The 25,093-nt window shown below is 67.9% G+C and carries 14 protein-coding genes and 1 pseudogene; 3 read left to right on the forward strand and 12 right to left on the reverse strand.

Annotation, left to right across the window (positions count from 1 at the left end):
* Window positions 1-118 (forward strand): annotated as a pseudogene (locus tag BW990_RS22515) (IS30 family transposase); the annotation flags it as partial.
* Between the two features lie 44 nt (window positions 119-162).
* Here BW990_RS22515 and BW990_RS14640 read toward each other — a convergent pair.
* The 8 genes from BW990_RS14640 to BW990_RS14675 all read right to left on the reverse strand — a co-directional run bounded on the left by BW990_RS14640 (window position 163) and on the right by BW990_RS14675 (window position 20,161).
* Window positions 163-1,341 (reverse strand): hypothetical protein, encoded by a 1,179-nt coding sequence (locus tag BW990_RS14640; RefSeq protein ID WP_143526217.1) that lies wholly within the window; start codon window positions 1,339-1,341, stop codon window positions 163-165.
* Window positions 1,342-1,478: 137 nt separating this feature from the next.
* The gene (locus BW990_RS14645; protein WP_076449010.1) at window positions 1,479-5,843 is read right to left on the reverse strand and encodes a hypothetical protein; all 4,365 of its coding nucleotides are present in this window, start codon (window positions 5,841-5,843) and stop codon (window positions 1,479-1,481) included.
* A 211-nt stretch (window positions 5,844-6,054) separates the two neighbouring features.
* Complete coding sequence (locus BW990_RS14650; RefSeq protein ID WP_076449012.1) at window positions 6,055-8,853, reverse strand: hypothetical protein; 2,799 nt, start codon at window positions 8,851-8,853, stop codon at window positions 6,055-6,057.
* Window positions 8,854-8,865: 12 nt separating this feature from the next.
* The gene (locus tag BW990_RS14655) at window positions 8,866-12,321 is read right to left on the reverse strand and encodes a DUF6603 domain-containing protein (RefSeq protein WP_076449014.1); all 3,456 of its coding nucleotides are present in this window, start codon (window positions 12,319-12,321) and stop codon (window positions 8,866-8,868) included.
* A gap of 1 nt (window position 12,322) precedes the next feature.
* On the reverse strand, window positions 12,323-13,867 hold the full coding sequence (locus BW990_RS14660; protein WP_076449015.1) for a hypothetical protein: 1,545 nt from the start codon (window positions 13,865-13,867) through the stop codon (window positions 12,323-12,325).
* A complete protein-coding gene (locus tag BW990_RS14665) occupies window positions 13,864-16,551 on the reverse strand; it encodes a hypothetical protein (RefSeq protein ID WP_076449017.1) in 2,688 nt (895 codons plus the stop codon). The genes BW990_RS14660 and BW990_RS14665 overlap by 4 nt, the downstream gene beginning before the upstream one ends.
* 106 nt (window positions 16,552-16,657) lie before the next feature.
* Window positions 16,658-18,826 carry a thiamine pyrophosphate-dependent enzyme gene (locus BW990_RS14670; protein ID WP_076449019.1) on the reverse strand — a complete coding sequence of 723 codons (2,169 nt, stop codon included), beginning with the start codon at window positions 18,824-18,826 and terminating at the stop codon, window positions 16,658-16,660.
* Between the two features lie 105 nt (window positions 18,827-18,931).
* On the reverse strand, window positions 18,932-20,161 hold the full coding sequence (locus BW990_RS14675) for an acyl-CoA dehydrogenase (RefSeq protein ID WP_083950624.1): 1,230 nt from the start codon (window positions 20,159-20,161) through the stop codon (window positions 18,932-18,934).
* A gap of 77 nt (window positions 20,162-20,238) precedes the next feature.
* On the opposite strand from BW990_RS14675, the gene BW990_RS14680 reads away from it, so the two are divergent.
* Window positions 20,239-21,165, forward strand: a complete 927-nt coding sequence (locus tag BW990_RS14680) for a LysR substrate-binding domain-containing protein (protein ID WP_076449020.1) — start codon at window positions 20,239-20,241, stop codon at window positions 21,163-21,165.
* Window positions 21,166-21,171: 6 nt separating this feature from the next.
* Here the strand turns inward: BW990_RS14680 and BW990_RS21915 are convergent, their stop codons facing one another.
* Window positions 21,172-22,752, reverse strand: coding sequence for a LysM peptidoglycan-binding domain-containing protein (locus tag BW990_RS21915; RefSeq protein ID WP_159441662.1), 1,581 nt, complete (start codon window positions 22,750-22,752; stop codon window positions 21,172-21,174).
* 120 nt (window positions 22,753-22,872) lie between these two features.
* On the opposite strand from BW990_RS21915, the gene BW990_RS14690 reads away from it, so the two are divergent.
* Entirely contained in the window at window positions 22,873-23,445 is a 573-nt protein-coding gene (locus BW990_RS14690; protein WP_076449024.1) for an LOG family protein, read from the forward strand.
* On the opposite strand, the gene rarD is transcribed toward BW990_RS14690, so the two are convergent.
* The 3 genes from rarD to BW990_RS14705 all read right to left on the reverse strand — a co-directional run bounded on the left by rarD (window position 23,367) and on the right by BW990_RS14705 (window position 25,081).
* Window positions 23,367-24,284, reverse strand: coding sequence for an EamA family transporter RarD (gene rarD, locus BW990_RS14695; protein WP_076449026.1), 918 nt, complete (start codon window positions 24,282-24,284; stop codon window positions 23,367-23,369). The genes BW990_RS14690 and rarD overlap by 79 nt on opposite strands.
* A gap of 111 nt (window positions 24,285-24,395) precedes the next feature.
* Window positions 24,396-24,851: a baeRF12 domain-containing protein gene (locus BW990_RS14700; RefSeq protein WP_076449029.1), complete on the reverse strand. Its 456-nt coding sequence runs from the start codon at window positions 24,849-24,851 to the stop codon at window positions 24,396-24,398.
* Entirely contained in the window at window positions 24,851-25,081 is a 231-nt protein-coding gene (locus BW990_RS14705) for a hypothetical protein (RefSeq protein ID WP_076449031.1), read from the reverse strand. The genes BW990_RS14700 and BW990_RS14705 overlap by 1 nt, the downstream gene beginning before the upstream one ends.
* Window positions 25,082-25,093 lie beyond the last annotated feature (12 nt).

Here is a 25,093-nt window from a genome sequence, read left to right on the forward strand (position 1 = left end):
GCTCTCAAATCGCAATATGAAGGCGATTTGTGACCGCCTGAACGGGACACCCAGAAAATGCCTCGGATGGCGCACCCCAACCGAAGCCTTCAGAGGAGAGATGATGAAACTGAGATAGCGGAAACCGTCGCAACGACCCTTGAGCCATCAGTTCCAGCAGACTTAACCGTCCTCCGTTCCCTCCTCCTTCCGGATGAAGTCGAACCGCAGCCCAACCCGGTCCGGACGCAGCGCGGCATTCCTGTCGCGGCCGATCCAGACATGCGCGCGTCCATCGGATCCACGGGCGAAGCGGTGCACGCGCCGCGTCTTCACCCCGTCGGGCGGCACGGTCTCATGATGCAGCCAGGTGCTTTCGGCCACGACCTCTGAGCGATGCTGCGGCGCCTCGCCCGTGGCATCCGCCTGCGTGCGGCCCCGGCGCAACGCGATATCCCCGGACACTGCCGGAATTTTCGCCGTCTGGCGTGGGACATACGGGATATAGGCGCGCGGCAGATCGTTCTTGAGCGTGTAGTAATCCCCCGCCTCGTTGGTGCTCAACGTATCGGGCGCGGTTTCCGTACCGGTCTCGTAGGTCTGGCCCGAGATGCGGTCCGTGACCGTCCGCTCATGGGCCCAGACCAGGTTACCGGCCTCGTCACGGCTCCAGGTGACCTCTTCGAGTGCATCGCAATCCACCACCTGAGCTGCGACGTTGGGGATCAGCATCGTGTCATTGCCGAACGCGTCCGCACCCAGCGTGAACAAATTTGTCTGCTCCGCGGGCACCGGGTCAAGTTCCGTGATAACGCCAAAGGAGTCAACCACTTCCACGCGCTCCATACGCCGGACATGACCCGCGCGCATCGGTGCGGGAACGAGGAACCAGTTGCGGATATCGGAATAGAAGAACTCCGGCAGCATCATCGAAAGCACGTTCGGTTCCGGGTCCACCGCGCTGTCGAAATAGGCCGTCCCATCCTCGATGGTCCACCAGCGCGGCTCAGGCGCGCCGGGGAAGCCGAGCGTGCCCGGGATTGCCTCGAAGAGCGTGTCCGGCGTCTTTGAAAATGCCTGTTTGTCAATCTCTTGCGGGGCGAAGTCGAACCAGTCGAGCGCCCTTCCGTCATAGTCGGTGACCGAATACCGCATGCCGGGACCCAAAACTTCGAAGCGGTATCCGAGCCGCGCGCTGTCCCAGCTTTGCGGAAGATGCACGCCCATCCCCGCAGGCCCGGTTGATTCGGCCTCGACGAGCGCCTCGAGCGGCGCGTCGGGATCGTTGTCGCGCGTGATGTTGCCCGCGCGAATTTGGGTCAACGGAATGTGCCGCTCGCCGATCAGGACGGCCACGGGCATGCCGCCGCTTTCGCCTTCAAATTCCCCCATTTGCCATTGCCGGGCGAGAAACCACAGTGGATCGCACAGCCGGGCCTGTAGCGCCTCGGCGATGTCGGGCGAGGTAGAAGAACTTGCAAGCCTCTGAGATTTTGAGCTCATTTTCCACCTCGCTTGCCGGAGAAGAGGCCGGCCTCATGCAGTCCGCTTGCCGCCATGCCGACGCCCTCGCCCGCGGCCGATCGCTCGAAGCGGCCCGCGATGCGGGAAGGTGGGCCGACATTCAGCCGCGCCTCACGGGTTGGAATGCGGAACACCGACGCGGCGCCCTGCCCCTTGCCCTCGACGACGTTGGAGCCCGGCAGGATCGACGTTTCCAGCATGGTGTCCTGCGTTGTCATCGCGCGGATCCGCGTCCATGTGACGAGATCGCGGACCAGATGCGCCACGCTGTCAGCGGTCCAGTCGGGCGCGTCGCGAGACGGCGGCACCCCCAGAAGAAGCGCGTTCGCGGCCTCGGCCTGCGGCGCGTCGTAATGCAGGGCCAGGGTCGCGTTCTGGACACGGGAGGGACGCTTTTCCGTCCACTCATCAATGGTATACCCGGCGAAGTTCACCTGTTGGGTGAAGCTTCTGGGGGCACCGATGATCCGCGCGAAATGGTGTTTGCGCGGGGCCTGCGCCTCGTCGCGGAGATCGTCGCGCGCGGCGGTCGCGGTGGGCGTCGCCGCATGATCGATGCCGGGACGCAATTCCAGCTCCGGCATCATCTCACCCAGCGTCAGAAGCGGCGCGAGGCTTTTGCGCATGGACACCCAGGGCGCCAGCCCCTCATCGAGATGGCGCGGCTCCTCGTACGCCGGCCGCGTGGCCTCCACATGCGGAAAACGGACCGAAACCGGGAATTTGTCGCGACCCAGAAGCATCTGCAACGCGGCGATCTCGGCGTCGAGCGCAGCGCGGAGCGCCCCTTCGGTGTCGTCGTCCGGGCCCTGCCCGGTCTTCCGCGCAGCCGATTGCCGCTGCGCAAGCGTTTCGATCAACCGCGTCACGGCCTCTTCCATCTCCAGCCGGTCGGTCGCCAGCCGGTCCGGGGTCAGGAATGGCAGCTTCGCCCCGGGCATCAGGACCGCGACCCGGGTGAGCCGTTCGTTGAACCGCGCACATTGCCGCCAAAGCTCCGGCGGGCCGCCGGGCGACGCGGGATCGTGCGCGCCATCGCCGAAGAGACCCGCGTCGAAATCATCGAAGAATTGCCCGCGTTGACGGTCGAGGCGTTTGAGATTCTCGCGCAGACGCGTCTCGAGCGCCGTGCGGCGGCCGCGCAGGGCAGCCAGCGCGGAGCGCCAGGCGGGCAGGAAATCGGCCTCGGTCACGGGTATGTCGTGACGCCCGATCGGTTGCCAATCGGAGGGCTCCAGCCGGCGCGCCCGGCGCAGCATGCCGGCGACCTCGCGCGCCCGGCGATGCCATTCGGCCAACGGGGTGCCGCTCGGATGGTGATGCAGGGTGACGCGATGAGCGCCGGATGACCGCAACCCGTCGGCATCGAAGGCCGCGAATTGCGCGCGGGTCTCGGGGTCCCGCGTATTCGCCATGACATTCAAGGCCGCGGCGATTGCGCGCCGTTCCAGGGCCTCTTCGGACGAGAAAAGAAGCTCTATTTCAGGCAGATAGAAGGTTTCCTTGAAGGACAGGACAACCTCCGTCGCGGGTCGATTCTCCGACAATGTTTCGATCCGGACCGCAACGCCGTCCTCGCCTCTGCGTGACAACGCCTTCCGCGCGAGGCTCGCAAGATCGGGATCGGCCTCCGCGAGCAAGCCCGCAGGTGTCGGGGTGGCCGCGTCCATGTCGCCGAGCGTCGGATCCCCGGTCTCGGCCGCGGTTGCCCTGGTCGGCGCCGGGGTCAAAGCCAGCATCACCCGATGCTCCGAGGCGTGGGCAGGACGCTGTGAGCCGATGAATTCCGGCCGCTCGGGCACCGGACCGCCGGACAGAACATCGAGCCAGGCCGCCGCCCGTTCTGAGGCGCCGCGCGCGCGCTGATAGACCGCCTCTGCCATGACCAGATCGCTCAGCGCATCGAGCGCCTCGGACAGCCGGTCATGCAGCGCCCGGTCGCTGGCCGGGGCAGCGGGCCGGGGGGCGGATACGAAGGCCAGCCCGTCGAAGACATTGGCGATGGCGGGCCTGCGCCCCTGCCCGGCCCTGTCTGCACTGGCCGCATTGACGAAGGGAAAGTTATGGCGCAGGGGCAGGATGCGCATACTGGCCTCGCGGTCGCGCAAGCTGCGTTCGCCCAGAAGCCCGAGCGCCGCGCCGAGCGGCATTCCCACCCGTAACCGGTCCAGAAGGTCGAGCCCGAGCCGCACGCGCGGCGCGCTGAGATCGATGTCGAAGGCCCCGCTGTCGCCGTGCCGCATGCGCGCCGAATGCAGCACCGCCGCCGCCGTGGCCTGCGCCGGTGTCGGGGCTTGCAGAAAATGTCCGATCTGTCCGCATTTCGTCTTCGCGCGGTTTTCCTCTGCCTCGGCGTTGTCGCGCCTGAGCGCGAGCAATCCATAATAGCCCAGCCGCAGCGGTGCGGGGGCGACGTCCGGGTCCTTTTCCGCGTCGGCGCGCAGACCTGCCAGTTTCATCTGAGAAATCCCGGTGATCCAGGCGTCGAGCCGGAACTGGAACAGGTCGACCACTTCCAGCATCAGCGCCTCGAGCTGCGCCACACCGTCTTCGCGGTCGGCCAGCACCTTGAGGGTGCGCAACGCTGCGGTGAAGCGGTCTGCCAGCGGGTTGAGAAACGCCCGCGTCTGCGGCGTGAGACCGGGGAAGCGCTGGCCCGGATCGGTCCCGGCAATGCCCGAAAGCGAGCGCGCCTGCGTCCAGTCGATCGCGGTCCGCACTCCGCCCGGCAGCGTCGTCACGACCGCGTCGAGCTTCGACAGCCGGTCGAGCACGAAGTCCACATCGCCCTCGGCCCGGACCATCTGGAAGCGGAAATTCCGCGTCAGCGACCGCCGGATGAGCCGGTAGAGCAGCGGCGTCTTCCGGTCGGAGGCGTCAGGATCGTCGAGATCGTCGATATCCTCCTCCAGAAGGCGGCTCAGATAGGCCGAGGGGTGATCGCCCGCATCCGGCCCCGCCACGTATGCGCAATCCAGCATCAGGGGCGTGTCGTCCTCCTCGCCGTCTTCCGTCTGGTAGATCTCGATCCGGCGCCCGGTGGCGTAGGATTGCAGGATCGCCTCCAGCTTTTCCGCCGCATCCGGGTCTTCGGGATGGATGCGGGGCGTGGTGATCTCGCTTTCGGCGGCCATCACCCCGCCCAGCAGCGCGCCGAAGACCTGCGTGGTGGCGGCGACCTGCGCCTGATCGGCATCGGGGATGTCCTTTGCGGCGAAACCCGCCATCGGCGCCAGCGGCACGATTCCGTAGGCATTGTCGCCAAACCGCATCGGCGCATGGTAGCCGCGCGGGATGAAATGCTCGGCCACGGCGGCGATAAAGGCGGTTTCGGGCATGTCCCGAAGCTGGCTCGTGCCGTCGAGCTTGTCATCCAGCAGCACCGGACCGATCAGCGTGATCATCGCCGACGCGGCACCGCGATGGTCGATGGCCGCATCGGGCACCTGTGACAGCCGCTGTTCGGAAATGCCGAGCGCCTCGGCAAGATCGGTTGCGGCTAGGCCCGGTTTTTCGAACACACCCTCCTCGAAGGCGAAGCGGTCCGGTCCGTCCTTCAGGGGCGCCGTGGCCGACGCGGAAAAGCCTGTCGTGACCTCGCCCGCGTTGTTGGTGGCATCGTGGCTGCGCAGGAAGGCCAAGGCATCGTTGGCGGTGGCATCCTCGAGGAAGGCCTCGATCTCGGCCCGGCCATCCTCGCCCGAGAGGCCCACCGCGATCAGCCAGTCGGCAGAACTGGCCAGCGCCACGGGGTCGGGCGCATCGAGCCGCAGGCCCATCCCCGCCGCGATGGCGATGTCGAAATCGGTCAACCAACTGCGGCTGTCGATCAGGCCCGGCGCGTAGGACAGAGCGTTGGGCTTGTCGGGGCCGCCGCGGTCGATCACGCCACCCGTGGCCAGGTGTTTCACGTCCCGGCCGATCAGCGCGAAGACGGCCACGCGGCGCGGCAATCCGCAGATGCGTCCGTTGCGCAGATCGGGATCGTCGCGGTCCCGGTCGAGCACGGCGCGGTTGCGCCAGAGCCATGTCGCGCGTGCAGCGCCGCCCACATCGGCACAGAACGCGTCCCAGGCATTCCGGGTCTCGGGTCGGCTCATCCGCGGGAAGTCGCCGCGATGCTCTAAGGCCTCGAAGGTGGCGAGCGCGGCGCGGTCGGTGTCGGAGGGCAAGGCGATGCCACGCTCGGCGAAATTTCCGTCGGGAAACCAGCGGAACCAGATCGCGCCACCGGGGCCCGCGCGGAACGTCTCGCGCTCGGGCGTGCCGTCACGGCTGCGGCGCAGGACCGTCGCCGCTTCGCCGGCCCCGAAGCGGCGCATCTCGAGCCGCATGGGCATCAGAAGGATGGGACCGGCAGGGGTCTTGCGGTCTTCGCGCGCGGTGCCGTCCTGCCGGCGCCCGCCGCCGCGGCGACCGTTGCCGTCACCGCCCGGAGGACCGCCGTCACCGCCGCCTCGGCGGCCTTCCTCCTCACCACGTCGGCGCCCGCTGCCATCGCCGCCTCTGCGGCTCCCGCCACCGCCACCGCCGCCGCGCCGTCTGCCCGGTTCAACGCCCATCGAACACCCCCTTGAACGGAACCACGGCTGCCACCGGTTTCTGCCAGTAAGAGCGCGCAATGGTCGCCGAATTGCGCTCGAGCCCCCAGAGATCGAGGTCCGACCCCGCGGGCTTCCGCAGCGTCTGGTCGGAGACGATGTAGTCCGACGGCCCCCGGTGCAGATCCGCAAAGCCCAGCTCGTCCCAGTCCTCGAGCCGTCCGGGATTGCGCGTCTCGGCCGTCAGGCCCCCCGGGCCCGCACCTTGCCGGTCCAGCACGCGCATGCGCCGGACGCTCAGGCTGCCTACGTCGAGGCCGAAGCGCAGCCGCCCTGCGGGCTCCATGATGACGAAGAAGGCGCGGTCGATACGGCTGGGATCGGTCAGGAAATCGAGCCCGATATCGAAGCCGTAATAGGCCAGCGTCGGGCTCAGCTTGCCGCTGAAGGACGGCAGGGTCGGGGCCCGTTTCGGTTTCGGCGTCCAGACGCCGTCCTCGTCGGAGATGTCGATGCGCAGGATCGGCTCATCGAGCTTGCGCACCACGGCACCCTTGATGAGCACCACGAGATTGGCGTTGCCGTTGGGGTTCACCGGGCTCGACTGCTGGCCCAGCAGTTTCTGCCAATCGGTGATCGGCCCGATATCGTCATGCGCGGCCTGGTGATCCGGCAGGCCCCGGTTCCAGAACCGCGTGAGCGGCGTGCCGCGCATGTCGGTCGGAAATCCCCGCCAGCGCAATTCGCCGTTCATCTCGTGATTGGCGCCCAGCATCAGCGCCTCGATGAAGGCTCGGTTTTCCTCGAAGAAGGCTACGGTGTTGTCGGGCATGTCACGCACGCCCGCCATCAGCGCCGAGGGCTCTCGGGCGATCATGTACTCGACCAGCGGCACCGGCAGGCGCGGCGCGCGATAGAGAATGCCGCCCGCCTCGGCCTCAGCCTGGCTGCGGCCGGTGACCCGGAAGGCCGCCTTCAGGCCCGGCAGCGCGTCGAGGCGCTGGACCAGCACGTCGCGCAGCGGTGCGGTCTCGAAGGTGGTCACGCGGACGGCGATGCTGCGCCGGGCGGGCAGCCGCGTTTCCTGCGTCTGGCGGAGTGCACCACCCTGCCCCAGCCGGTCCAGCGCGATGCGCCGGTCGCGCCCGGCAATATGACGCTCGACCTCCCGCAGGCGCGAGCACTTGCGCACCGTGCCTGCCGCCGTCGCATCGCGGGCTCCGGGGATCGCGGGGGCGCGCAGCGCAAGCCCTGCCCCTGCCGGATTGCAGGTCTGCACCCGCGCGCCCACCCGGCGCAGATCGCGGCTGGCATAGGCGGGCGGCGCGCCGCTTTCCGCAAGAAAGCCCCCCACGCTCGTCCCGGCCTCGAACCCGATCCCCGCGCCCGCCGCCATGCCATCCTGCCGCCTTGCATAGGGCGTGAAGGGTTCGGCCAGCACGAGACCCACGTCGGGCGGCAGCTTGGCGAAGCGGCGGGCATTGGTGCGGGCCACCAGCACCGCCGCCGTCTCGAGGCGGTGCAGCAGGCGATTGGTCTCGACGATCTCTGGATATTGCCTCCAGGCCGCCTGCATCAGCTCTTCCTGGTGGTCGCGGATGCAGGCGGCGCCGAGTTGGGCCGCGACGCGAAAGCGGGGGTCGAGGTTCACCATCTCGACCCAGCGCGCGACATCGGTGCGCAGGCGCGGCGCGTCGAGATAGCCAAAGCCATAGGGCGGAAAGGCGACGAGCGGGTCCTCGTCGGCATCGTCCTCGGCTGTGTCCTCGCCGGTCAGATGCCGGGCCAGCAGCGCCTCTTCTTCCCGCGTGGGGCCGGTTTCGCCGTCGATCACCTGGTTCAGGACGGCGGCCATCGCCGCTTGCATGGCCTCGGGCGCGTCGCTCGGGCCGGCGCGATGACCGGTCGGCATCAGCGCCTTCTCGGCATCGGTCTCGCCCGCCTTGGGAAAGGCGCGGCGAAAATAGCCCGGATGGTCGAGGCGGAAGGGCTCCGCCTCGGCCAGCCTGTCGGCCTCCGTATCGTCGAGCGAGCGCAGCTGCTCGAGCAGCGCCTCGAGGTTCAGACCCTCATCGGTGCGGAACGACGAGGAGGCGTAGAAGGGCAGCGTCACCGGCCCGCCCTGCCCCGTATCCCAGGCCAGCGCCGCAGGACCGGCATCGTCCGGCGCGGGATCGAGCCCGAGGCCCGCGCGGCGCCCGGTCTCAAAGGCAGGCACGACAAACAGGCTGTAGCGCGTCAGCGGCGCAAGCTTGCGCGGGCAGAGAAGCCGCGCGAAGGCCTGATCGGGATCGTCCCGCAGCGCCTGCGTGGCCGCCGCCTCGTCTTGGGGCGAATTGAGCTGCACATGCGCGAAGGCCCAGCGATCCGCGAGCGGCGGCAGCGAGGCCGCGGCGTCATGGACCTGCACGCGCAGGCAGGGCGCCGTGCCCCGCCCGAGCGCCTGGAACTCGTCGTCCCGCAGCGCGATCAGCACGAGCCAGGGCGCGGGCCGGTCGTGATCGCCATCGCCCAGAGCAAAGCGCCATGGCAGATCGGGCGCGCGGAACTCGACGAAGGGAAAGTAATCCGGCTCGAAATCGGTGACGCCGAGCGGCGGCTCGAAGCGGGCGATCTCGTCCGGATTGATGCCGATCACGTCGCCCGGACCGCGAAAGCGCGCGTCGATGGGCACCGAGGTATCCTCGCCCGCCCTGTCCGACGCGATATCGACCTCGAAACGCGCGACGAGTCGGCCATCGTCTGCGACCTCGGCCTCCGCCACGGCGCCAAGGCGCAGGTTCGGAAAGAAGCGGAAGGCGTTGGGCATCGGGCGTCCTCCTCAGGCGGCGCTCAGGTAATCGACGACACCTGAATTGATCTCGGGCTCGACGGCGATGTCGTCTGCGCTGAAGGCCGACAGGGTCCGCCGGGCCGCGCGGTCCGCCGAGCGCAGGATCGCGGACAGGTCGGCCCCGGACCCGGCGCTCTGCCGGCCGATCACATCGGCGGCCTTGTGGCCGAGAAAGTGGTCCGCACGCGTCGTGACCCGGTCCGCTTGCGTCACCTCGCGGCGCGCCATGCCGCCCGGATGCAGCCGGCCTTCGGCGAACTTGCCCGCAAAGCGCTGGAACTGGACCTTGTCGAGTCCCTCGATCAGGGGCGGTCTGCCGCTTGGACGTTCGCCCACCATGATCACCTCGTATTCGTATTCCTCGAAGACCGACGCGCCGATGATGGCAAAACCGGTATCGGTGACCTCAAGCCCGGCATCGTGGCTCTCGAAGGCAGGCGCGCGCAGCCGCTCCGCCCGACCCGTCTCGAAGAAATGCGCGCGCACGAAGTCGCCCGGCAGATCGGCGGCGGGAAGACGGTTGCCACCCGGCCCGCGCATGGCCAGCGTCAGCCGCTTTCCACCGGTGAGACGCGCCTCTCCGAGCTTTTCCAGCGTGACGCCCAGCGGCACGGCGCTTTGCGTGATCCGAAGCTGGCCCAGGGGTTCGATCAGCATCTCCTCGACCTGCCGGAAGGTGATCTGCCCGCCCGTCCCGGGGCTTGGCGCCGCGGCCTCCAGCGCGCCGGCCGCCGCGAGCGCGCGGGTCAGCTCCGCCACCGCCGAGGCCGTCGCCGTGGGCGCGGCCCGGGCTTGCCCGAAGGTGTGGGTGACCGCGAAGCGGACCTTGATACCGCAGACCTTCACCCAGACCTCGCCCGAGATGAAGAACGGGTTCGGCCCACGCATGGTGATCGCGAAGTAAAGCGCGGCCTTCACCTTCCCGTCCACCATCAGCGAGATGCCGCCATAGACGTCGACCGTGAAGGCGAACGGGTTGAAGTAGATCAGCGCATCGAAGCCGATCTGCCCCTCCGCGCTGACCCGGCCCAGCAGCGGCACCTTGGGGCCGCGGGCGTAAAGCTCCGCGCTTGCGCCGAATTGCACCGAGTTCAGCGTCTGCGCGAAATAGCCCGCAATGGTGAGGCGCACATCGTCGCCGGGGCTGCCGAAGCCCGCCGAAAGGCGCCGCAGGTCGGGCAGGTTGTCGGGCTTGGGGTATTTCGGATGCAGACCGCCCAGCGAGGCGATCTGGAAGATGCCCGGCCCCCAGCCGGTGCGCACCGCCGCATCGCCGGTGATGGTGAAGATCAGCACCTTCGAGCCCTGCAGCGAGGCGTCGAAATCGATCCGACCCTCGGCGAAGTCGATCACCCCGAAGAACGACAGCTGGAAGAGGACGATGGCGTGATCCTCGTCCGGCAGCGCCATCTTGACGGACCCCAGGATGATGATCCGCACCTGCGCGCCCACCTCGATGACCACGCCGAGGGTGATATGAACCAGCGCGGGTTGCCCCCAGCTGATCCGCACGACCGGGCCGAAGAAATGCTGGCCGGGTTGGGCCGGCATGATCGACGCCATGTCGGCGAGGATCTGCGGCGCGTCCTCGATCGGATCGGCCGGGAAGAGCAGATCGTCGAGCCGTCCATCGAAGAGCACGCCGCGCATGGCGTCGGTATCGACGGTGCGGTTGATGCCCATCATGCCGCCGCACCCGGTCAGGAAGAAGCCGAAGGCCAGCGGGACGTTGAATTCGGCGAAGACCGAGGCCGCAAAGGAAAATCCCGGATCGCCGCCCGGCATCTCGGTGTCGAGGATGGCGAAGGCCGACAGGCCGAATTTCTGGAAGCTGAGCGCCAGCGCGCCGCGATATTGTGTGCCGTCCTTCATGACGAGACCGCCGCCGGTCACGGGGTCGAAATCGAGCGATGCGCCGTAGCCCTCGGGCGGCTTGAAACGCGGCGTGACCTCGAGCGCGCCGAAATTGCCCTGCTGGCCCTCCGGCATCGGCACGAGGTCGACGATCACGCCGATCTCATCGAAGAAGAGCCAGATCGGCCCGAGGGTCATGGAGCCGGTAATGGCTGCCGACGTGCCGAAGCCCTCGGTTCCGGCCCAACCGGCCAGCGTCACGCTGTCCACGGTGAACGGCCCGATATCGGCGCCGATGGGCACCTGCACCTCGAGGCCCAGCCCGCCTGTGAAGTCCCACCCGTGGCGGCTGGACCAGGTGGCGCTGACCCCGCCGAAGACCTCCACCTCGGTGTCGCCGAGCACGGTGTTGATGAGCCCGTCGCTGTCCGGCCCCGCCGCGATGCGCAGCGCGATGGCTTCCACGAGGTCCAGCGTCACCGACAGATCGGCGGGCTGGCTGTCCACGGACATTGTGAAGGCGAAGCGATCGAGCCGCAGATGCGAGGCCGCGCGCGCGCCGATCACGATCCAGCCGGGCTCCGCCGTGCCGGCGCCCGGGGCGCCCGCAAGCGTCGCAGCCGCTCCCGCCTCGGCCGCGCCCTGCCCGAGGATCGGCTCGGGCCCGTCGGGATAGATCGCCAGACCGGCACCGCCCGCAGCCTCGCCCGAGGCCGACAGGCTCAGCGAGACATCGTTGCCCAGATCAATGGGCGGAAGGCTGAATTGCCCCGACAGGACGGGCAGAACCGCAAGACCCGCGGGCGTGTCGCCGCCGGGCCGCGCCGCCCCGGTCATCATCAGCGACAGCAGGCCCGAGGTCGTGCCGTCCAGCACCGTGCCCGAAAGAAGCTGCCCGTCCAGCGCGCGCATGGCGGCGGCGGGCGCGCGGTCGCCCAGGGCCGCGGTGGCGATGGCGGGCGTGTTCATCAGCCGCGCGCGCAGGCCCATCGCCTGGAACAGCGCCGACAGCGCCACGAGAAAGCCGTTGGCGTCGAAGGCCGTGCCACCGAAGGACCAGGTGCCCGCGATCTGCGCCGGCGGGTCGCGCAGAAGCGCGCCGGTCGCCGCCCAGTCGAGCCGTCGCCGCACGGGCTTTCCGGGGCCGCGCGGGATGACCTCGATCGCGCCGCCGAGCGCAAGGAAGGCGGTCACGACCGGGTACACGTCGTCGAGCCACGTCAGCAGCAGGTAACCCGGCAATTCCCGTGCGATCCGCTGCCACGTGGCCCGGTCGCCCAGAACGCCCGGCAAGGCCGCCACGTCGCCGTCCGTCAGCGTGGCAAGGCCCGCAATGGCATCGAAAGCCGTGGCCGCCTGCGCGATCCAGAACGCCTCGCCGAGGTCGCTCGGCGGGCTCTCGGCCGTCTCGGTCAGATCGCGCAGCAGGTCCCGAACCGGCAGGATCGCCGCGAGCGCCTCTTCATGGGCGGCCGTCAGCGGGACATCGACCCCGAGATCGCCCAGAAGCGCCTCCATCGCCGACAGATCGTCCACCGCCTCGGTGACGGGGGCGAAGAATTGCGCGAAGAGGGTCAGAACACTGCTCATGTCACTCCACCGTCTCGATCCACCATGCGGCGAGCTTGGCACTGACGGTGCCCGTCGCCGTCTTGATCCAGCCGCCGCCCTCCTCGACCAGCACCATCGTTACATGGAAAGGCGGCATGGCCTGCAATTGCGCCTCCGTAAGGCCAAGTGCGGCGCGCGTGGCGGCAATCATGAACGCCCCGCGGTCGGGGCCCGCGGCCAGCGCCCGGAACGCGTCAAGCTCGCTCGGACCGATGAAATTGTTCTCCAGAAGGTATTCCGGGGTGATCTCTGCCGCAGACAGGTGCGGCGGCTTTGCATTCTTGAAGGTGCGGCGCACCTGATTGCTGATCATCGCCGCCAGCGCCTCGCCGATCTCGTCGGTATATTGGACGGGATCGGTGGCAGCGGTACGCAGGATATTCACGCAATCCCCAAGAAAAAGCCCGCGCAGATCCATGATATCCCGCATCGCCCGCTTGCATTCGTCGATAAGGGCGACGCCGGTTTTCGTGGCATCGAAGGGCACGCCGTAACGCGCGGCCTGATTGGCGATCGTGGTGATCGGGGCGGCGCCGTTCCGCATGAAATGATCGAAATTGAAGGCGAAACTGTAGCCGCCATCGAAGATCGCGCTCAGATCGTCGAACCCCCGGCCCGGCGCGGCGCCCATCCAGTCCTGCGCGCCGAAGCGGCGCACCGTGCTGCCGATCTTCCTGAGGCTTTCCGAAGATGGCACGGCGGAGACAAGCGCGTTGAAATCCTGAATGGCCTTGCACTCGATCACCGAAAAGACCCAGCGGCCCAGGTCATCGAGGCCGCGATAGATCCCCAGATCGGGCCCCAGAAGCTCGTCCTTCATCGGAAAGGAAATGCGGATATTCGCGATCTCGTGGCCGATATGGCGAAAGATCGCGGCCGCCTGCACTTCGAACCGGGTGCCCCAGCCGCGTCCCGACCGCGTCATGAGCGCGCCCGCCGCGGTCTGGATCCCGTCGATCTGCATCACATCGGCCTTGAGGAGGGCGGCTTCCGCGGCGTCGCCCGCGATGTCGATGGCCTCCTGTTCAAAGAGATCCGCTGCGCGCGCCAGCCCCCGCACCACGTCCATGACCGAAATCCAGGGCGCGTCCCCGGTCGGATCGCCGATGCGCCTCGCGCGCCCGTAAAGCGCCCGCATGTCGTCGGGGCCGAGATTGCCCACATTGCCGTCCGGCGCCTGTTCGCGCAGCAGCTGCATCACCTTCGCGGCGTGTTCCGACGTGAACCCTTCGCTGGCGGGCAGGTACGCCAGCAATGCCTGCTCATCGGCAAGCTTGAGCACGTCCGACGTGTCCTTCCAGACGGCGGGCTCCCCGATATGCGTGAAGGGGATCTTCACGAAGCTCGGGAAATGCGGCCCCACCTGGCCGAGGAATTCCCGGAACGCCTCGGGCCGCCAGTCATCGAGATCGTCGAGCACCCCCAGCGACAGCCGCTGCACCTTCGAGAACCCGCCGAACAGGAACCGATGCGGAAACCGCACCATCTGGTCGATATATTCCTGTGGCAGGTGCCGAATGCTCATGGTGAAAACGCTCCCAGCGGGTTGAGCGGCTTTTTTTGCTCGACCAGTGCCTGCAGCAGCCAGCGGCGATAATCGTGGCTCAGGCCCGGATCGATGATCGTGCGGCGGCTGGCATCCATCAGATGGCCGATGCTGCGCCCGGCAACCCGCGCAGCACTTCCCAAAGTATCGGAGGCCGCCATGAGCGCGTCGCCCAGCCGCGCCGCGAGCGCATCCCGCTCATCCGCCGTCTTGGCCGCGAGCGCCTCGACATCGTCGAGGATCGTCGCGGTGTCGTCGGCGGCACTCGGCGGCGGGGTCCAGCGGGCCTTGAGGATATCCGCGCCGCGCCCGAGCTGCGCCGCCATGTAGCCCGAGATCGGCAACCCGATCCCGATCGCCATGAAGACGAGGTCCTGCGTGGTCACGGGGCGTCCGTAGCGGTCGCGCGACGTGTTGTAGGCGTAGATGAACTCCGCGATATCGAGCGCGATCGCATAGGGATGAAAGCCGACGACCACATCGACGATCAGCAGGAAGATGTCCGGCCAGGAGAAGATATGCTCGGTCGGCACGGTGTCGCCGTCAATCGTCAGCGGCACGAGGTGCACCGCGGTGAAGTCCGACATCTCGAGCATCGGCAGAACCTGCCCCGTCAGCCGCGACAGCGCCCGGTCCGCCGGAACCATCTCGGTCGGGAATTCGGACGGAAACTCGGTCGGTGCGCCGTCCTGGAATCCGTTGCCCAGCGACACGATCCGCTCCCGGAGCGGGATGAAATGGGGCCACAGGCGATGCACGTCGCTGATGCTTGGCGCATCGTAGATCTCGGCACTGATCGCGACCGTGGTGCTTTGGGCTGCGGCGAGCCGGATGTCGCCGGCGCGCAGAACCCGCAGCAAGGGCAGGCGTTCGCGCGAATGATCGCTGTCGCGGTCGCTCCAATATTCGACGAAATCGAAATCCGCGCGATAGCCGTTCGTGCCGAAGCCCTGATTGGGATATTTCAGATCGAAGCTGGCGTCGGGATCTCCGAGCGGCGCGGTGGGCTGGCCGTCGGCGACATTGACCTCGATGCCTGCAAAAAGCGCGTATTGCGTCCCGTCGGGTTTCTCGACCACCAGGATACCGTCGCTGAAATAGGTGCCGAGGGGATCGGCATTGCCGGGTGGCGGCGTTGCCGGACGGAAAAACGGCTGGAAGATCTGCTTGGGGTCGATGGGCTCTCCCCAAGGCGGAAAGCCGTAATCGCGCGTGCGCAGCACCTCGACCCTGACCGCCTCCGAGTGCGAGGTGAGCACGGTCACGCCGGGCCCCGCCACGATCAGCACTTTCGGAATAGCGGTATCGGGGTCGGTGCGCGGATCGTCCGGATCGGCGGGGATGTATTCCCAGGTGAACATCTCCTCCATCGGCATCCGCGGATAGTCGTCTTTGGGCGGCGCGTCATAGAGCGTCTCGGTCTCGATCCGCGGCATGTCCTCGATATCGATATGCACGAGATGGCCGTAGGGATCGCTCTCCCCGGCGATCTTCATCGCTGTGTGGTAGAGCGACAGGCGGTTCGGCATGTCCTCGTGGATCCGCGCGACCAGCGGTTCCAGCTCCGGCTCTTCGATATCGTCGTCGATCCCGCCGCCCACCTCGAGGAACGGGCACAGGAGGACCTGCGCCTCCAGCAGGAAGAAGATCACGTCGAGCCACGGCATGGGCCGCGTGGCCGACAGATCGCCCGGCAGAAGCGGCGCGAAGGGCGCGGTGCCGGACGAATCCCAGCGCGCCAGCGCCCGGCGAAAACGGCCGGCCCGGCTGAAACTCAGGATCGGCGCGCCCTGCGCGGTGACGATGGTCTTGCGCAGGTTGTCGGTGCCGAACATGACCTGCAGGAAGAAATTCAGCAGGTCGTCCGGCGCGCTGGTTTGCGCCGGAAGCGCCTTGAGCGCGGCCTCGCGCAGGTCGGCGGCCTGTGGCGCGGCGCCGTAGACCGACGCCGAATACCAGCTGCGCGCATCCAGAAGCCACAGCAGCCCGACCCCGTTCACTTGCGGCGCGGCCTCGGGTTCCGGGCTTGGCGGAAGCGCCGCGGGCAGCAGGGATGCGAGGATATGCGCCATCGCGACGACGAAGGGCTCGACCGCCCGCGCCTTCAGCGCCGACGAGACCGCGTTCGTGTCCTCGCCCGCGGGGCCCACCGCCCCCGTCAGACGCAATTCCAGCACCCGCGCCCCCGGCCCGCCCGAGGCGCGCCCTTCGGCGAGAGACCATTCCCCCACGTCTTCGGGGCCGGGCAGGATCAGACCGAGCCCGAAGTCGGGCGGGCCGGTGCCCTTTGCCGCGTAGGGCTTGGTGAAGATGCGCACCATGAAGCCGATTTGCGGATCCTCGGTGAGCCGCGTCTCGGCATGGCCGGTATCGGCCACCTCCTCGAAGGTCAGCGCATCGTCGAGACGCATCGCCGTCACGCGCAATGCGCCACTCGGTTCGGACAATGGCCGGAAATCCGTGATCTCGATCTCGACCGGGCATTCCCCGGCAAGGCGCAGCGCGCGCAGGGCCGGTGCCAGCGTGGCGGTGATGGACGTCACGAGGGTCAGGCTATAGCCGGACACCGCAACGCCGCCGCCCCAAGAGATCGAAACACCGGTGACGGCTGTCAGAATGGACGGATCGGTGAAGAGGCCCGCATGGGGACGCACATTCTCCACGCTCGGGCCTCCACGACAGGAAACAAATAGCTAAAATATCTCGACGAAGCGTGATCGGTTAAATCCGACCGGTCAAGCCAAGCGTGGTCGTAGGGCCAACCCGCGCTCAGAACAGGGCTTGCGCCGCCGCCACGATCCCCTCGCGCGAGGGCAAGGTGGCCGCATAGGCGGGCCCCGTCGCGATGAAGCAATCCTCCGCCGTGATACGCGCGACGCCCGCGCGTCCGGTCTCGGCGAAGAGCGTCATGAGAGCCTCGGATTGCGATCCCGTGCGGCGGCATTCATCGACGATCAGCACCTGCGCGCAATCGCGCGTCGCGGCGAGGATCGCCTCCGGATCGAGCGGCGCAAGCCAGCGCAGATCGACGATGCGCGCGGCGATGCCCGATGCCGCGAGGTCGTGCCGCGCCTGTTCGGACAGGTAGACGCCGTTTCCATAGGTCACGATGGCCAGATCCGTCCCCTCGCCCATCCGGCGCGGCTGCGACAGCGGCGCGGTCTCCGCGCGGTCGGGATAGGCGCGCATCCAGCCGCCATCGCCCGGCTCCAGAAGGTCGCGCATCGGGTAAAGCGCGATGGGCTCGATCATCACGACGACGCGCTGTTCCTCCTGCGCGAGACGCACCGCCTCGCGATACATCCGCACCGCGTCGGCGCCGTCCGACGGGCAGCCGATGATGATGCCGGGGATGTCGCGCAGCACGGCCAGCGAATTGTCGTTGTGAAAATGCCCGCCGAAGCCCTTCTGGTAGCCCAGCCCAGCGACCCGCACGACCATCGGGTTGGCATATTGCCCGTTCGAGAAGAACGGCAGCGTCGCCGCCTCGCCCCGGATCTGGTCCTCGGCATTGTGCAGATAGGCCAGGAACTGGATCTCCGGCATCGGCAGATAGCCCTGCTGACCGAGGCCGATGGCCAGCCCGAGGATGGATTGCTCGTCGAGCAGCGTGTCCATCACGCGCATCGCTCCGAAGCGCGCCTGCAGCCCCTTGGTGATGCCGTAGACGCCGCCCTTGCGGCCCACATCCTCGCCCGCGATGACGATCTCCGGCGTCTCCAGCAGCAGGTCGGCGAGACCGAGGTTGATGAGCTTGTTCATCGGCTGCGGCTGCTCCATCGCGCGCAGGTCGGCGGCGCCGAAACTCTCCGCGCGGTCCTCGGGGGACGGCGCGTTGCGGCGCGGCGCCTCCCGCCGGGGCGGGATCAGCGAGGCCGCGACCTCCGCGGCGCTGTGCAGCCGCGGACGGTCCATCGCGCGCCGCGCCGCGTCGAAGCAATGCTCCGCAACCTCTTCGTATGATGAAAGAATATCGCCTTCTTCAAGTCCTGCATGAAGAAGGTGGCGCGCCGTGTAGAGCAAGGGATCGCGCGCTTCGTCCGCCGCGATCTCGGCCTCGCTGCGATAGGCGCTTTCCACATCCGCGCCGGCATGGCCGTAAAGCCGCACGCAACCCAGATGCAGCAGACCGGGCCGCCTGGTCCTCCGGATCTCGGCGGCCAGCTTCTGCGCCGCCGCATGGGTCGCCACCACGTCGCAGCCGTCGACACGGTCGTAGGACAGCCCCGGACGCGCGCGCAGGACGGCATCCACCCATCCCTCGGGCGAGGCGACGGAAATGCCGATGCCGTTATCCTCGCAGACGAACATCAGCGGCAGCGGCGCCCCTTGCCACGCGGTCCAGCCCGCCGCGTTCAGCGCGCCCTGCGCGGTGGAATGGTTCAGCGAGGCGTCGCCGAAAGAACACATCACCAGCCGGTCCTCCGCCTGCCCGCGTCGCCGGTTGAGGCCAAGCGCGAAGGCCGCGCCCACCGCCTTCGGCAAATGTGACGCGATCGTAGAGGTTTGCGGCGGGATGTTGAGACGCTTTGAGCCCAGCACCTTGTGCCGCCCGCCCGAGATCGGGTCCTCCTTCGAGGCGGCGAAGGACAGCGCCATGTCATGCGCCGGATCGTGGCCCGCCTGCACCGCGCGGGCGGTCTGAAACGCGCCGTCGCGGTAATGCAGGAAGGCCGGATCCGTGACCCTGAGGGCGGCGGCGACGCCCGCCATGCCCTCGTGACCCGAAGACCCGATCGTGTAGAACCCCTGTCCCTGCGATTGCAGCCAGCGCCCGACGCGGTCCATGTGGCGCGACAGAAGCTGTGCGCGCCAGAGCGCCAGCAGCCCGTCGAGGTCCAGCCCGGCCTCGGTCAATGCGCCCGGATCGGTTCCGGGCAGATCGCCCGCCCGCACCCGTTCGAGAAACCGCTCATGCACCCGCGTCGCTGCGTCCATTGATCCCGCCGTCTTCCGCCATGAAAAAGGGCGCGGAGGATCTCCCCCGCGCCCGCCACCTTGGCCCCCGCAATGAGAGGCCGCAAGGGCTCGAAGAGCTGCGCCTCAGAAGAAGGCCTGCAGACCGGTCTGCGCACGACCGAGGATCAGCGCATGTACGTCATGCGTGCCCTCGTAGGTGTTCACCGTTTCGAGGTTGACCATGTGCCGGATCACCTGGAATTCGGCGGAAATGCCGTTGCCGCCATGCATGTCCCGCGCCATCCGCGCGATATCCAGCGCCTTGCCGCAATTGTTGCGCTTGATGATCGAGATCATCTCGGGCGCGGCCTTGGCCTGGTCCATCAGGCGACCGACCTGCAGCGCCGCCTGAAGCCCGAGCGAGATCTCGGTCTGCATATCGGCGAGCTTCTTCTGGAAAAGCTGCGTCTGCGCAATCGGCTTGCCGAACTGCTTGCGGTCGAGGCCGTATTGCCGCGCGCCGTGCCAGCAGAACTCGGCCGAGCCCATCACACCCCAGGCGATGCCGTAGCGTGCGCGGTTGAGGCAGCCGAACGGACCCTTGAGGCCTTCGACATTGGGCAGAAGCGCGTCCTCGCCTACCTCAACGCCCTCCATCACGATCTCGCCGGTGACCGAGGCGCGCAGCGACAGCTTGTTGCCCACTTTCGGTGCCGACAGTCCCTTCATGCCCTTTTCCAGCACGAAGCCCCGGATCTTGCCGCCATGGGCGTCGGACTTGGCCCAGACCACGAAAACGTCCGCGATGGGCGAATTCGAGATCCACATCTTGGAGCCGGTGATCTTGTAGCCGCCGTCGATCTTCTCGGCGCGGGTCTTCATGCCCGCAGGATCCGATCCGGCATCGGGTTCGGTCAGACCGAAACAGCCGATCCAGTCCCCCGAGGCGAGTTTCGGCAGATATTTCTGCCGCTGCGCTTCCGTGCCATAGGCGTAGATCGGATACATCACGAGCGAGGATTGCACCGACATCATCGAGCGGTAGCCGGAGTCAACGCGCTCGATCTCGCGGGCGACGAGTCCGTAGGAGACGTAGCCGGCACCGAGCCCGCCATATTCCTCGGGAATGGTGGTGCCCAGAAGGCCCATCTCGCCCATCTCGCGGAAGATCTCCGGCTCGACGGTCTCGTCCTCATAGGCCTTGATGACGCGGGTTTGCAGCTTCTCCTGCGCATAGGCCCGTGCGCTGTCGGCGATCATGCGCTCGTCTTCTTCGAGCTGATCGCTCAGGCGGAACGGGTCCTGCCAGTCGAAGGTGCCGAGATTGGGGGCGTCCTTGGCTTTCAGTTCAGGCGTTTCGCTCAGGTCTTTCATCGCGCGTCCTCCTAATTTCTTGCGCGAGTGATACCTTGCGCCGATGGCAACAAAAAGCGACAATACCGCAAGAACCCATGCACGAGACGCAAGTATCCCCTCTGTCGCGGCGCCTTCTGCCGCCTTTGACCGCGCTTCGGGCCCTGGAAGCGCTGGACCGGCTCGGCACCGCGTCGGCGGTCGCGCGCGAGCTCGATCTGAGCCAGAGCGCGATCTCCCGCCAGATCAAGACCTTGGAAGAACAGCTTGGCCTGACGCTGGTCAACCGCGAGGGCCGCGCGCTGGCGCTGACGCCCGAGGCACAGGATTACGCCGCCGAGGTGCGCAGCGCGCTCAAGCGGATCGCGCAGGCCTCGCTGGCGCTCAGGATGCCGTCGAAGGCGGGCGCGCTGTCGCTATCGATCCTGCCATCTTTCGGGATGCGCTGGCTGGTCCCGCGATTGCCCGATTTCACCCGCCGCCATCCGGAGGTGACGATCTCCTTCACCACGAGGCTGCGACCGCCCGATTTCGCCGCCGAGCCCTTCGATGCCGCGATCGAATTCGGCGCCTCGGCGCGGCCCGGCACGGAGCGGCTGTTCCTGCGGCCCGAACGGGTGCGCCCGGTGGCGGCCCCCGCGCTTCTGCCCGATGGCCCGGTGAGCCTCGCGGCGCTGGCAAAGCTGCCGCTTCTGCACATCGACACGCGTCCCACCGCCTGGGAGGATTGGTTCGCGGCGCAGGGTGCCGCGCAACGGGCCCTGCCCGGCACGAGTTTCGATCAGTTCACCACCATCCTCGAAGCCGCGCTGCACGGGCTGGGCGTGGCGCTGCTGCCGGATTACCTGAGCGAGGAAGACCTCGCCCGTGGGCAATTGCGCCTTGCCTGCGACGCGCCGCCCGCGACGCTTGGCGCCTATCACCTTGCATGGCCGACGGATCGGCCGATCACGCCCGCGCTGAAGGCCTTCCGCGACTGGCTGGCCAATGCGGCCGAGGGCGAAGAGGACAGCCTGCCGCGCTGATCCGGCTCATTCGGGCAGCGCGAAGACCTGGCCGGGATAGATCAGGTCGGGATCGCGGATCTGGTCGCGATTGGCCTCGAAGACCTTCACGTAAAGCGGGCCTTCCCCGTAGCGCGCCCGCGAAATGCCCCACAGCGTGTTGCCGGGTTGGACCGTGACCGCGTAGACCGGGGCCTCCGCCTCGGCGCTGGCCGCGTCGAGCGCCGCGCGGCTTTCGCGCTGGAACGGGCTCTCGATCCGGGCGAGCACCCGGCCCGTCGCATCGACCCGGTCGAGCCGGAGCGTGTAGATGCCCGCATCGGTGCCCGGCAATCCGGTCTGCCAGCGCCCGCTGTCGCCGACATCGGTCAGCACCACCTCGGCATTGTCGAGATAGACCCGGACATTGCCATTGGGCGTCGCGCGCCCGGACAGCTGGACCTGGCCCGCGGCATCGTAGGAAATGCTGTCGAGCGCCACGAAATCGCCCTCGGGCAGGGACGCGGGATCGGTGGCGGGTTGCACGACCTCGATCTCGCCGGGGCGGGAGATCAACACCGCGGAGGGTTGCGGCGCGCCCTCCGGCGCGGGGTCCAGGGCCACCGCAACCTCGGGCACGGCGGTGATGGCGGGCGTCGTTTCCGGTGCCGCGGCCTCCGACTCTGCGGCACCGGCAACCGCCTCGGGAGCCGGAATGCCTGCGGCGGGGTCCGGGGACGTGGCAGGTGTGTCGCCCGCAGAGGTCTCTGTCGCGCCGCCGCTCTCTTCGGCAGACGGTTCCGGCGCCTTGGGCGCAGGCTCGGCCAAAGCCAGCGCGACCTCCTCTTGCCCGGGTTCGTCCGCTTCCGGTGCGGGGGTCACGGGGGATTCGGCGACCGGCTCAGTCGCGGCTTGCCGCGCCTCGGCCACTTCAACCGGCGCAGTCGGCGCGAGGATGACATCCGCCTCGGCCATGACCGGTCCGTCCGGCCCCTCCCCGGCAATGGTGAGGACCCGCGCGGTGCCGGAGGTGCCCAGATCGAGCAGGAACACGAAATTTCCGGAGGCATCGGCGCTTTCCGACGCGATGACCGTGCCGTCGAGCATGACGTCGATGCGGCGGCCCGGCGCTGCGCGGCCCGCGATCACTGCTGCCCCGACCGGGTCGACACGCACGATGTCTATGCTGGGCGCCACCGGGGCTGACGTATTGCCCGAGGGCGCGGTTTCCGGCGTCTCGGGCATTTCTGCCGCATCCCCGGCGGCTGTCGAGGATGGCGCAGGCGGGGCTGCCTCGGCTGTCTCGGACAAGTCGGGATCGGGGCGCGGATCCGCATCCATTTCGGCCGGCTCTGCTTCGGTCGCCGCAGAGGCCTCTGCGCCCGGTTCCGCCACTGTGTCGGGCTGCGGCGCAGCGGTCTCCTGCTCGGGCGCGGTCGCATCGGCGATCTGCGGACCGGGTTCGACTGCCGCCTCGGGTGTATCCGTGGCAACCGCCGGGCCCGCATCGTCACCTGTATCCGGCGCCAGCGTGCCCGTGCCATACAGCGCCAGAAGCGCGAGGCCGAGCACGCCTGCGATACCCGCCACAACACCGCCGGGGCCCCCCAGAAAGGTGCGCTTATCCATGTCCGCCCGCATCCCCATCGAACGGCCGACCCGGCAACTTGCATGCCGGTCGGCGCTGTTGCGACTGTATATCAACGCAGCTATGCACGGTCAAAAGACGAAACGACCCGGAGTGCGTCCATGCAACAGGCCTCGATCTGCGTCTATTGCGGTGCCCGCGACGGGGGGCGCCCGGTCTTTGCGGAAACCGCGGAGGCCCTCGGGCAGGCGATCGGCGATGCCGGCTGGCGGCTGGTCTACGGTGCCGGCGATGTGGGCCTGATGGGCCGCGTGGCGCGGGCCGCACAGGGCGCGGGTGCGGACACGTTCGGCGTCATTCCCCAGCACCTTCTCGACTGGGAGGTCGGCAAGCGCGACCTTACCCGCTTCATCGTCACCGAGACGATGCACGAGCGCAAGAAGGTCATGGTGATGAATGCCGACGCGATCGTCGTGCTTCCCGGCGGCGCGGGCACGCTTGACGAGTTCTTCGAGGTGCTCACCTGGCGCCAGCTCGGTCTGCATGAAAAGCCGATCATCCTTTTAAATATAGATGGTTACTGGGACAAGCTCATCCAGCTTCTGGATCACGTGGTCGCCGAAGGCTTCGCCGGGGCCGAGACCCGGGCGGCGGTTCACGTCTCGGGCGATGTGGCGGGATGCGTCGCGGCCCTGCGCCGCCTTCTGTCGTCGCGGAACGTGGCGGTCGAATAGATCGCCAGCGCGGTCCAGATCAGGGCGAAGGCCATGGCATGGGCCGCCCCGAAGGGCTCGCGGAAAATCATAATGGCCACAAGGAATTGCAGCGTCGGGTTCAGGTATTGGATGAGCCCCAGCGTTGCCATCGACACGCGTTGCGAGGCATAGCTGAACAGGATCAGCGGCACCGAGGTCAGCGGCCCCGACAGGATCAGCAGACCCGTCATCGTCCAGTCGGTGCCGAACAGACCGGTGCCGTCGAGAACGTGCAGCTTGAAAAGGTATCCCGCCGACAGCGGCAGCACCAGCAGCACCTCGCCCGCGACCGACATGACGGGCCCCATGGTCAGGCGCTTCTTGGCCACGCCGTAAAGGCCGAAAGACACCGCGATGGTCAGTGCGAACCAAGGCGGATGACCCAGCTGCAGCGTCAGGATCGCCACCGCGACAGCGGCCAGACCCACCGCCGCGCCCTGTAGCCGCCCGAGGCGTTCGCCGAAGGCGATCATGCCGAAGATCACCGCGACCAGCGGGAAGATGTAATAGGCGAGGCTCGCCTCGGTGGTTCGGCCGGTCTGGACCGACAGGATGAACAGGAACCAGTTCACCGAGATCACCCCCGCCGCGAAGGCCATCGCCACCAGCGTGCGCGGATCCCTGAGGCCCGCGAACAACCCAAGCAGCCGCCCCTGCAGGCCGAGATAGAGAAAGAAGAAGATCAACGCCCAGAACGTGCGATGCGCCAGCACTTCGAGCGTCGGCACATCGGCCAGAAGCTTGTAATAGAGCGGGGAAAGCCCCCAGAACGCGCAGCACAGGACCATCGCGAGGACGCCCGCCTTATGCGCGTTCATGTGTGTTGGCCTTGCATGGCATGGCTCTGCCAGAGCCGGGGCGCAAACGCAACGAAGGCCCGGCTTTGCAGAAAACCGGGCCTTCGCATCATCGTCTTGAAGGGTCTGATCCTACATCTCGGCCAGCGTGTCGCGCAGCAGCGTCTCGATCTCGTCAAGCGGATGGTTGGTCAGGGTCTTGTCGACCTCTGCCACGACCTTGTTGCGCACTTCCTGATGCAGCGTGTCGCGCAAGTCGCCCAAGACCTGCGGCGGGGCCACGAGAACGATTTTGTCGAACGCGCCCTTGTGGGCCTGCGCGTAGAGGATATCCGCAAGATCGTGCGCGAACCGCTCCTTGGCCAGTTCGTGCCAATCGGTGTCGTCGACCGCCGAGCGCTGCGAGGGCCCGCCGTCGTTCATGCGCCCGGGCCGGTTGGCCGATTGCGCACGGTCCGAGGGATTGTCCTGCTCCTCGAGCCGCACGACGTTCAGGTCCGGGTTCTCCGCATCCACGTCATTGCGCAGGAACAGCGCCTTCTCGCCATCGGCGATCAGTACCCATGTGCCCGTCTCGATCCGTGCCATTACACCTTTTCCTTGTCGCCGCTGCCATCCTGGTCCTGTGCCTTCGGGGCGGTCCGGCCATTCGAGGTCTCGTCCACGGCCTTGCCTTCGTCGCGGGTGCCGACCTTGCGGGCGATCTCGCCGTCGCTGCGGCCTGCGTGACCCGGCGCCTCTTCCATCTCCTCGGGCGTCTGGCCGAGCACCTGCTCGGTCTCGCGGGTGCCGTCCTTCGATTTGATGCGCTCTGCCATTGCGGGTCTCCT

Source organism: Roseivivax lentus (assembly GCF_900156805.1).
GTDB lineage: Bacteria > Pseudomonadota > Alphaproteobacteria > Rhodobacterales > Rhodobacteraceae > Roseivivax > Roseivivax lentus.